At 53.9% G+C, this 10,219-nt stretch carries 9 protein-coding genes and 1 pseudogene; 1 reads left to right on the top strand and 9 read right to left on the bottom strand.

Annotated features, from left to right (window positions below; genetic code table 11):
- A pseudogene (locus tag HMPREF7545_RS10345) lies at positions 1-209 on the top strand (transglycosylase domain-containing protein); the annotation flags it as partial.
- Here the strand turns inward: HMPREF7545_RS10345 and HMPREF7545_RS02115 are convergent.
- The 9 genes from HMPREF7545_RS02115 to HMPREF7545_RS02075 form a co-directional block, all read right to left on the bottom strand.
- On the bottom strand, positions 195-2,822 hold the full coding sequence (locus HMPREF7545_RS02115; RefSeq protein WP_006694021.1) for a TIGR03960 family B12-binding radical SAM protein: 2,628 nt from the start codon (positions 2,820-2,822) through the stop codon (positions 195-197). The pseudogene HMPREF7545_RS10345 and the gene HMPREF7545_RS02115 sit on opposite strands and share 15 nt — an antisense overlap.
- A gap of 75 nt (positions 2,823-2,897) precedes the next feature.
- Complete coding sequence (gene rodA, locus HMPREF7545_RS02110; protein WP_006694020.1) at positions 2,898-4,007, bottom strand: rod shape-determining protein RodA; 1,110 nt, start codon at positions 4,005-4,007, stop codon at positions 2,898-2,900.
- A complete protein-coding gene (gene minE / locus HMPREF7545_RS02105; protein WP_006694019.1) occupies positions 4,004-4,291 on the bottom strand; it encodes a cell division topological specificity factor MinE in 288 nt (95 codons plus the stop codon). The genes rodA and minE overlap by 4 nt, the downstream gene beginning before the upstream one ends.
- Positions 4,292-4,303: 12 nt before the next feature.
- Positions 4,304-5,098, bottom strand: coding sequence for a septum site-determining protein MinD (gene minD, locus HMPREF7545_RS02100; RefSeq protein WP_006694018.1), 795 nt, complete (start codon positions 5,096-5,098; stop codon positions 4,304-4,306).
- Positions 5,099-5,107: 9 nt separating this feature from the next.
- The gene (gene minC / locus HMPREF7545_RS02095) at positions 5,108-5,770 is read right to left on the bottom strand and encodes a septum site-determining protein MinC (RefSeq protein ID WP_006694017.1); all 663 of its coding nucleotides are present in this window, start codon (positions 5,768-5,770) and stop codon (positions 5,108-5,110) included.
- Positions 5,771-5,779: 9 nt separating this feature from the next.
- Entirely contained in the window at positions 5,780-7,570 is a 1,791-nt protein-coding gene (mrdA, locus tag HMPREF7545_RS02090; RefSeq protein ID WP_006694016.1) for a penicillin-binding protein 2, read from the bottom strand.
- A 30-nt stretch (positions 7,571-7,600) separates the two neighbouring features.
- Complete coding sequence (mreD, locus tag HMPREF7545_RS02085) at positions 7,601-8,098, bottom strand: rod shape-determining protein MreD (RefSeq protein WP_006694015.1); 498 nt, start codon at positions 8,096-8,098, stop codon at positions 7,601-7,603.
- Positions 8,095-9,036 carry a rod shape-determining protein MreC gene (gene mreC / locus HMPREF7545_RS02080; protein ID WP_006694014.1) on the bottom strand — a complete coding sequence of 314 codons (942 nt, stop codon included), beginning with the start codon at positions 9,034-9,036 and terminating at the stop codon, positions 8,095-8,097. Before mreC ends, mreD begins: the two co-directional genes overlap by 4 nt.
- Positions 9,036-10,067 (bottom strand): rod shape-determining protein, encoded by a 1,032-nt coding sequence (locus HMPREF7545_RS02075; protein WP_006694013.1) that lies wholly within the window; start codon positions 10,065-10,067, stop codon positions 9,036-9,038. Before HMPREF7545_RS02075 ends, mreC begins: the two co-directional genes overlap by 1 nt.
- Positions 10,068-10,219: the final 152 nt, after the last annotated feature.

Raw genomic sequence — 10,219 nt, 5'->3', positions numbered from 1 at the left:
ATCTTCCGGAAGCATCGATGCTCGCAGGCGTTCTTAACGCCCCCTCCGCCCTCTCCCCGTTCGACGATTTCATCGCGGCAAAGAAGCGCCAAGCGATCGTACTGGATACAATGGAGGCACAAGGATTCATCGAACAGAGAACTGCCGAGGATGCAAAAATGCAGCCGCTGATTTTCCGGCCAAAGAGAAGCACTTCATCGGTCAATTAGAGCTTTTCCGTCTGCAAACAGTCCTGTACGCGTCACATATGCCTCACGGGGATCAATGGGAAGCGCGAAGTCCCGTGCCATTACGCTGAGGATCTCGATGGGCTTCACACTTCCTGCAGGAGTTACAATAATATTCATCCAAAAAATCAGACGCCCGTTTTCCATCTGAAAGGAGACGGGTGTTTTACTATAGTCCTTCGTCTCGATCGCTCGGCTCTTCTTCGGTGTCACCCGATGCCATACGGCACTCTCAGCAGCATTATACCGAAGTACACTCTCGCGTACAGGCTCCGCCGCACCCATATAGGGAACAACAATCCGATAGCGGGCCTCGTCCACATCCGCCATGAGTGCCCTGTGCTTCCCCTCCATGATGCGCAGACGGACGATCTGTGCACCGTGCGGCAGATGCTCCCGCAGGCGCGCCATCACCTCGCTCGTTGGAAGAGGCTCTGTCATCTCGAAATCCACATATTCGGCATCACTTGCGGCTCCAAGCGAGAGAGCTGAGGCGAATGCAACCTTCATATGCGGATTGAATCCCTCTGAGTAGGCCATGGGAAGACCGGCACGCTTGCACGCGCGCACAAAAAGATTCGCATAGTCGAGATGCGATACGTACCGCAGCTCCTCACCCTTGGTAATCATACCGCGATAAACCGTCAGAGAGCGGTGCACCGGAAGATTTTTCGGCCCGATTTCATGGGGCAAAAGAGCAGAATTTTTTTCTGCTGCTGTGCCTGTGTCTAAGACGCGCTCCCGTTCACTCTTTTCATAGTCGATGATATCCACGCCAAGCGTCGGACATATGCCGCATCCCGTGCAGTGCGTACGCCGGCAGTCCACCGTAAGAGAGGCGGTGAGTGCTTTCTGCCACTCTGCTTTCAAAAAACGCTCGAGCACGCCGGGCGAGGTATGTGCCCACGGCAGCGGCTCTCCGATCGTGCGCGTGCGGCGACTGAAATATTCCCAATCAACGCCGCATGTCTTGAATGCAGAGAAATATCGGCTGTCGTCAAAGAGATCCGACCAGCCGTCAAATTTCGCCCCGTTCCTCCATGCCTCATAGAGCGCAGGTGCAAGACGCCGGTCGCCGCGCGCAAAGACGCCCTCAATCACGGAGAGACGCGCATCGTGATAGTGGAATGTGATCGAGCGGTCCGTAATGTGCTCTTTGAGCAACTGCTGGCGCCGCTGAAATTCCTCAATCGGCAGCTGTCCGAACCACTGAAAGGGAGTATACGGTTTCGGCACAAAACAGGAGACCGAGACGGTCACCTTGCAGCCGCGCTTGCCGCGAATCTCCGTGTAGAGATCAACGACCTTCTTCGCAAGCTGCGCGATTCCGATAATGTCCTCATCTGTCTCCGTCGGCAGGCCCATCATAAAGTAGAGCTTGACCTGCTTCCATCCATGACGAAACGCTGCGCCGCACGCTTCCAGCAGATTTTCCTCCGTCACTCCCTTGTTGATGACATCGCGCATGCGCTGCGTGCCAGCCTCCGGCGCAAAGGTGAGCCCGGACTTACGCACCGCCTGCATCTTGTGCGCAAGATCAATTGAAAAACTGTCAATGCGCAGTGAAGGCAGAGAAAAGCTGAGTTTCTCCTCCGCATAATCCTCCATCAAATCATCCACGAGCCGTCCGAGGCAGGAATAATCCGCCGAGGAAAGCGAGGTCAGGCTCATCTCATCATAGCCTGTGCTCTCTGCAAGCCCGTTCGCCATCTGCCGCAGGCGCTCCTCTGTGCGCTCACGCGCAGGACGGTAGGCAATCCCCGCCTGACAAAAGCGACAGCCGCGTGAGCAGCCCCGAAAGAGCTCGAGCATCATGCGATTGTGTACGATGTCCATATAGGGCACAATCGGGTGCTCCACTGAGAGCACTTTGTCCATATCGCGCACAACGCGCTTATAGATGATGGGGCGGGCTGCAGGATGCAGAGGCCGCATCTCAGAAAAATTTCCCGCCGCATCGTAAACCGGTTCATAAAATGACGGTACGTAAATGCCGTCGATCTCAAGCAGACGCGTTAGAAATCCCTGCCGTCCGCCCGGACTGCCCTCCTTTTTCCACGCAATGAGCGCGTCACAGAACTCGGGGACAGCCTCCTCTCCCTCTCCGATCAGAAAGAAATCAAAAAAGTCCGCAATCGGCTCAACATTATAAACACAGGGGCCGCCGCCGACGATGAACGGCATATCTTCCCCACGGTCACACGCATAGAGCGGAATCCCCGCGAGATCGAGCATATTGAGAACATTTGAATAGATCATCTCATACTGCAGGGAGAATCCGAGGAAATCAAAATCAGCGACAGGATGGCGCGACTCAAGCGAAAAGAGAGGAATCCCCTTCGCACGCATCTGCTTCTCCATATCGATCCACGGAGCATAGACCCGCTCCGCGGCAATATTGGGGCGGCGGTTCAGAATCTCGTAGAGAATTGCAAGCCCGAGATTGCTCATGCCGACCTCATAGACATCGGGCAGTGCCAGCGCAAATTTGCACTCTGCGGACGCCCAGTCCTTGCGTACGGCATTCCACTCGCCGCCCGTATAGCGCGCAGGTTTCAGTACCGACTGCAGGATACTGTGATCGAGCTGCACCATTGTTCCGTATTCTCCCCCGCATAATAAAAGAAAAAGGCTGTCGCGCGAAGGCAGACAGCCTCACCAAATACACATCTAGAATAAAAGTTTTTGACGCCGCAGCTGAATATTCAGCAGAATGGCGATCGCCATGATGTTCGTTGTGAGCGAGCTCACGCCGTAGCTCATCAGCGGCAGCGGGATACCTGTAACTGGCATAATCCCCATGGTCATCCCGACATTGATGAGGACGTGAAACGCGATCATCGAGGTGATTCCGACTGCGAGCAAACGTCCGAACATATCGCTCGCATCCTGCGCGATACGTATCCCGCGCCACAAAACAACGAGGTAGAGGAGGAGCAGAATCGCACATCCGACGAAGCCAAGCTCCTCTCCCACAACAGAAAAGATGAAGTCCGTGTGGTTCTCCGGCAGGAAATTCAGCTGGCTCTGCGTCCCGCCGAACAGTCCCTTGCCGAAGAGCATCCCTGAGCCGATCGCAATCTTCGACTGGATGATATGATAGCCGGCACCGAGCGGATCGACATTCGGATCCATGAACACCATGATGCGCATTTTCTGATAGTCCTTCAAAAAATGCCAGAGCACCGGCATCGCAGCAAGTCCTGCGCCGAATATCCCGAGGAGCAGGCGCAGACGAACTCCTGCAACAAACACCATGCCAAAGAAAATCGCAAGAAACACAAGAGACGTGCCAAGATCCGGCTGTTTCAGAACGAGCAGAAACGGTACACCGACATAGGCGGCAACAGGGGCAAGATCTGTAATCGTATTGATCTTCCCGCCGCGCTTTTCAAGCATAGCAGCGAGCGCAATGATCATGATAAGTTTCGAGAACTCAGACGGCTGTATGCTGATCGGTCCGAGTGCGATCCAGCGCTGCGCGCCGAGCGCCGTTTGCCCGACGAGCATAACCAATATGAGCAGGATAAGGTTGAACACGTAGAAATGGTTGCCGTATCGCTGCAATATCTTATAGTCAAAATTCATCAGAAACGCAGCCAGCGCAATATCGATAACGATCGAAATGCCCTGCCGCTGGACGAACCAGTAACGCTCCTCGCTCGGCGTATTGACATGAGTCGCGCTGCCGATAATGACAAGGCTCATAATAACAATTGCGACCGCTGCCACAATCAGCGTCAAATCTGTGCGCCGCAGAAGCCGCTTAGAGAGTATCATCGCTGATGCCTGGATACATCGCTGCCGCCGTGCTGAACGCTGACAACAGGAATATTGACGACAAGCGCCATCGTATCGTTTTCGTTCTCGAGTGCAAACTCCATTTCCTGCGTATCAATGTACATATACTTTGAAATCACTTGAATGATCTCTGCGCGCATATTGTCCATGATCTCCGGAGAGACATTTGCTCGATCATTGATAATGACGAGCTGGAGTCGGCGGCGCGCAACATCGCCGGAATTTTCTTTCTTGCCAAGAAGCCTTTTCAGTGCCTCAATCACGCCAACCCCTCCTTACTTTTTCCCAAAGAATTTTCCTTTGATTGTCTCCCAGAGACTATCCTTTGTAAACTCACGGAACGGAATTTCCTCTCCGCAGAGCCGCCCGACTACGTCGAGATAAGCCTGTCCCGCCGGAGAATCCTTCATCGTCACGCAGGGCTCGCCGCGGTTCGTACTCGTCACAACCATTTCATCGTCCGGAATCTGACCAATACAGCCAACCGAAAGGATTTCATCGATATCGTCCATGTCCAGCATATCGCCCTTTTCAATCATCTTTGGACGAATGCGGTTCACGACGAGCCGAATATCATTTTTATCCGCACGCCCCAACTCGCCGATGATCTTATCGGCGTCACGCACAGCAGAGATCTCCGGCATCGTTACCACGATCGCCGTATCAGCAGCGGCGATCGCCGTCTTGAACCCTTGCTCGATTCCTGCAGGACAATCGATGATGATAACATCATAGGAATGGCGCAGCTCCTCGCACAGAGCTGCAAGCTCCTCTGGATTGACGGCGCTCTTGTCCTTGACCTGCGAAGTAGGAAGGAGATAAAGGGAGTCATATTTCTTATGGCGGACAAGCGCCTTTTTATACGGCACGCGTCCCGATGTTACATCGACCAGATCGTACATAATCCGATTCTCAAGACCGAGCAGGAGATCGAGATTTCGCAGTCCCGTATCAGTATCGATGAGGACGACGCTCTTGCCGCGCATGGCAAAACCGACACCGATATTCGCTGTCGTCGTCGTCTTGCCAACGCCTCCTTTTCCGGATGTCACCACATAGATTTCACTCATATTTCGAACCTACCTCTCTATTGGCTCAATGACAATCTGACCATCCTTCACATAGGCACGTTCCGCCTTACCGAAGTCCTCCGGTTCATCCGGCGATCGCGCAACATAATTCGCGATGCGAATCTGCGTCGGCATCAGATGATCCGCAATGATAAACGCTGTTGAATCCCCGGCGGCTCCAGCGTGAACGAGGCCTCGGCAGGTGCCGCGAATATCGACGCTGCCGCCTGCCGTAATCTGTGCCCCCGGATTGACATTGCCGAAGACGATGACAGAGCCCTCCGTTTCAACAGCCTGACCGCCGCGCAGCGTCTTGTCGATGACAAGCATGCGCTGCAGCTCAGGCGCATCCTGCATTGCTTCCTGCGGGGACACGGAGGCAACAGCGGGCTTCGGCGAAGGCGGAACAGGTGAGGCGCTGCGCATTGGAACAGGTTTTTCCAGGCGACAAATCAATCCATGCGTGCGAAAGAGTTCCTGCAGCTCTGCAAGTTCCTCTTTTGAGAAACGATTTCGCGGTACACGCACAAGGGTTCCGCGCAGAAAGAATCCCGAACCGGAATCAAGCTTTCTGGAAAGCTCTTCTGCAATCTCTAAAAAAGACAGATCCGGGGGAAATTCGAGCATCAGCCCGTCATTCTCTCCTTTGATCTTGATTTTTTCCTCACTCATTTCCTTCCCTCACTTGTTCCCTACAGCCGGCTGCACACGGTCGAGGCGAAATGCCGCCTCCATGATCCTGCGCCCGATCGGCACTGCGGACATCGAACCAAAGCCGCCCTGCTCCACAATGACTGCCACTACGACATTCGGATTCATATACGGTCCATACGCCACGAACCATCCGTGATCGCGCCCATGTGAATTCTCTGCCGTACCTGTCTTTCCTGCAATATCAATCGGAAAGCCGGCGAAAACGCCTGCCGCCGTACCGATTTTTGTCACATCGTGCAGTCCCTCCTGCACGCTCTGGATCACATTCTGGCTCACCTCCAGCTCAGAGAGGAGCACCGGCTGGAAATCACGCACCGTATTCCCGTTTACGTCCACAATTCGTTGAACGAGATGCGGCTGGTATCGCTTGCCGTTTGCCGCGATTTCACCTACAACCATTGCGGCCTGCAGAGGTGTCACAAGATTGAACCCCTGCCCGATCGCCGCGTCAAAGGTCTCTGAGAGATACCATTCGCCGTCCTCGTAATTATCCGCCTTATACTTTCGGTTCGGTACAAGCCCCTCCGCCTCATAAGGCAGATCAATTCCTGTCCGCGCGCCAAGGCCAAACATCCGCGCATAGCGTTCGAGCGTGTCAACCCCGAGACGATTGCCCATTTCATAGAAATAGACATTATCCGAATGTGCCATCGCCTCTTGAAAATTAATCCATCCGAGTGCTTCTCCGCTTGCATTCGTCTTCGGAATGATCCAGTGGTGACCAGCGTCGAAAATCTTTTCCTGCGGCGTCACCTTGTGCTCGGCGAGCGCCGCTGTCCCCGTTACGATTTTGAATGTCGAACCGGGCGGATATTCGCCCGTGATCGCCTTATTGTCCATCGGGTGATAGGGATTATTGTTCAGCACATTCCAGTTTTGTGTTGAGATTCCCCCCGCAAAGAGATTCGGGTTGAACGCCGGACGGCTGACCATGGCGAGCACCTCACCGGTCTGCGGGTTCATAACTACTGCTGCGGCTGCATATGCATGCACAAGAGCGAGTTGCTCATCCACCGCGCGCTCTGCGGTCTCCTGGATATGCTTATCAATCGTCAGAATGAGATCGTTGCCCGGGATAGGAGACTGACGCCCGAGGATCTGGACAGGACGCCCCGATACATCCACCTCTACTTGATCGCCTCCGTTGATCCCGCGCACCTCTTTGTCGTAGATGCGCTCCAAGCCGAACTTTCCGATGATATAGCCGGACTTGTACCCCTCGTCTTTGCGGCGTTCGAGCTCCTCCTCGTTGATTTCGCTCACATAGCCAAATACATGCGCCGCATACTCCCCATAGATGTAGTCGCGAATCGGGAGAACTTCGATGACAACGCCGGGATAATCATCCTTTTGTTCCTCAATAATTGTGACAATATCCGGCAGCACATCATTTTTTATTCGAATCGGATCAAATCCGACATGCGCGTCGATCTTTTCTTGAATCTCCTCGATGGGAACGTTAATGAGTTTTGACACGCGTGCAATAACTTCGGGAGAAATCGGCTCCGTCAGAGGAAGGAGGGAAACAGTGAAGCCGGGGCGATTCGTCACAAGGGGTTCCCCGTTCCGATCGTAAAATGTCCCGCGCGCCGCTTCTGCCGGAATGATTCGAATGCGATTGCCCTCGGCGAGACGCGCATAGAGCTCGCCGTCATACACCTGGAGATATCCCGCCCGGCCAATGAGCACGGCGATGATCAGCACAATCACCACGTTCAGGAATTGCAGCCGTCCGCTGAAATCTTCATTTTCGTTCACAATTACTCTCCGAGAAAATGTTTTTTGACACTATCGCTCCGGATCATGTACACGCTTATCCAGATGGAATGTCGCCCAGTGAACCGGATAAGCAAAAATCAGCTGAAATATGAGCAGAATAAAGAGTACGCGCCCCATGTGCAGCAGCGGGTTGAAGTGATAGCCGAGCAAATATACAATCAGCGCCGACATCAGATATTTGGCAAGGGTCGCCGCGACGGATGCCGTGATTGGCAGGAAGAACTGCTCCTTGAACACACGGTCAGAAAAACGTCCGAAGACGAGTCCGATCAGTGTCAGCGTGAACGCATTCAGTCCGAAGAACGAGCCCGCACTAAGATCCTGCATGATCCCCAACGAGAATCCGACGAAGCTTCCCCACACACTGCCGCGCAGAAAAGCATAAGAAACTGTCGCCAAAACAAGGAGATCCGGAATCACCCCATGTACCGCAATGAGCGGCAAAAAAGAGAACTGCAGAATAAAGAGCGTGAGAAAAAACAATATGAAAAACCGATATTTTTTCACTGTGCCGCCGCCTTTGTCTGCGCAGCAGAGATCTGTGCCGCTGCAGCCGCGCCAGGGCTGAGTTGTTGTGCCTGTACAGGATCCGGCGGCGCTTCGCGTGATGCCGTAATGATCGCTACATCCTCGAGACGCTGGAAGTCCACAGCAGTCTCGACCACGGCTACTTTGAGCAATCCGCTGTCATCGCCGTGCTGTGAGGAGACACGCCCCACGACAATCCCTTTGGGATAGATTCCGCCGAAGCCGGATGTAACAATGACGTCACCGTCCTCTACATCCGCATTGCGTGGGATATTAACCATCTGCGGCATATACGGATTGTCCATCGTTCCCGTAACGATTCCCGTCACACGAGACTCCGGACGCTGAATGAGCGTCCCCACCGAGGAACGGACATCGAGAATGAGCTGGACCTTCGATGAGATCGGGCCGACTTCCGTCACATGTCCCACAAGCCCCTTGCCCGTCAGGACGGGCATATTTTCACGCACTCCGTCGCTGCTGCCGCGATCGACGACGATCATACTAGTCCAGAGTGCAGAATCACGCCCGATCACGCGTGCAGCAAGGAGATCGAACTGATGCGCCGATTGTTTGTATGCAAGAATCTCACGCAGCCGCATGTTTTCCGCTGCGTACTCTTCTGCCATCGTATTCTGCTGCCGCAGCTGCTCAATTTCATTTTTGAGCAGCTGATTCTGCTCGTGCACCGTCGCAATCTCCCAAAGATTGGACGTAATATGCTGGATCTGCTGACCAACATACGAAAACACCATTTCAAACGGCGCCAAAACCGTCCCTGCCGTACTCGTCGACGCAGATGCCTGAAACCTGCCGCGCGCAGCAAAGAAAATGATGCAGAAAAGCGTGAGCAGAACGAAGAGCAGTGCCCAGATCTTATGTCCCGCCTGTCGTGCCCGTCCGATGCGATCAATCATTATCTCAATTTCTTTGAAGACATAACAACACTCTTCAGCAGTCCAATATTCTCAAGCGTACGCCCCGTCCCCTCACCGACACAGGAGAGCGCATCCTCGGACACGAGCACCGGCATTCCCGTCTCATGGGAGAGGAGCTTGTCCAGATTCATGAGAAGCGCCCCTCCGCCGGTCATCATAATGCCGTGATCCATGACGTCCGAAGCAAGCTCCGGCGGTGTCTTCTCGAGGGTCCCTTTCACGGCGTCAATGATCTTATAGATCGGCTCGTTCAGTGCTTCGCGGATCTCCTTTGCATGGATTGTGAGCGTCTTTGGCAGTCCGCTTACGAGATCGCGTCCGCGGATATCCATCGTACGATCCGTATCCGGCGTTACGATCGCCGTACCGATCGCGATCTTGATCTCCTCTGCTGTTCGCTCACCGATCATGAGATTATACATGCGCTTGATGTATTGGACGATCGCCGAATCCATCTCGTCGCCGCCGATGCGTATAGAACAACTCGTCACAATGCCGCCGAGCGAGATGATCGCAATCTCTGTCGTGCCGCCGCCGATATCGACGACCATGCTGCCCGTTGCTTCCTCGACCGGAAGACCGGCACCGATCGCCGCTGCCATCGGCTCCTCGATCAGATACGCCTCGCGTGCGCCCGCCTGCTGTGCGGCATCAATGACCGCCCGCTTTTCGACCTCTGTTACGCCGGACGGAACGCCGACCACAACACGCGGACGAACAAACGACTTCGACCGCATCGCCTTGCGAATAAAGTATTTCAGCATCGCCTGCGTGACGTCAAAATCTGCAATAACGCCGTCTTTCATCGGACGTATCGCAACGATATTTCCGGGCGTACGCCCGATCATCTGCTTTGCCTCTTCGCCCACGGCAAGCACATCGCCCGAGTCGTTTCTTATCGCCACGACGGAGGGCTCGCGCAGCACAATCCCCCGGCCCTTAACATGCACCAACGTATTGGCTGTACCGAGGTCAATCCCCATATCGTGTCCACCAAAAAGACCAAACATTGTAAGTGGAGTCTCCTTCCATTCACGCGACCTATATTCATATCAATAATTCCATGTACACAGACATGCAGAATCAGTATATCATAAGCAACTTTTTTTTTCCATGAGATTTTATTGGGAAAAATGTTGTATTTGCCGCACTTGTCCCAATT

It is taken from the genome of Centipeda noxia ATCC 43541 (assembly GCF_000160555.1).
Lineage (GTDB): Bacteria > Bacillota > Negativicutes > Selenomonadales > Selenomonadaceae > Centipeda > Centipeda noxia.
This window is presented reverse-complemented; position numbering and strand designations above follow the sequence as displayed.

Coding starts and splice junctions, on each gene's coding strand:
- HMPREF7545_RS02115 (WP_006694021.1), bottom strand. CDS start 2,822: ATGGTGCAGCTCGATCACAGTATCCTGCAGTCGGTACTGAAACCTGCG.
- minC (WP_006694017.1), bottom strand. CDS start 5,770: ATGAGTGAGGAAAAAATCAAGATCAAAGGAGAGAATGACGGGCTGATG.
- rodA (WP_006694020.1), bottom strand. CDS start 4,007: ATGATACTCTCTAAGCGGCTTCTGCGGCGCACAGATTTGACGCTGATT.
- HMPREF7545_RS02075 (WP_006694013.1), bottom strand. CDS start 10,067: ATGTTTGGTCTTTTTGGTGGACACGATATGGGGATTGACCTCGGTACA.
- mreC (WP_006694014.1), bottom strand. CDS start 9,036: ATGATTGATCGCATCGGACGGGCACGACAGGCGGGACATAAGATCTGG.
- minD (WP_006694018.1), bottom strand. CDS start 5,098: ATGAGTGAAATCTATGTGGTGACATCCGGAAAAGGAGGCGTTGGCAAG.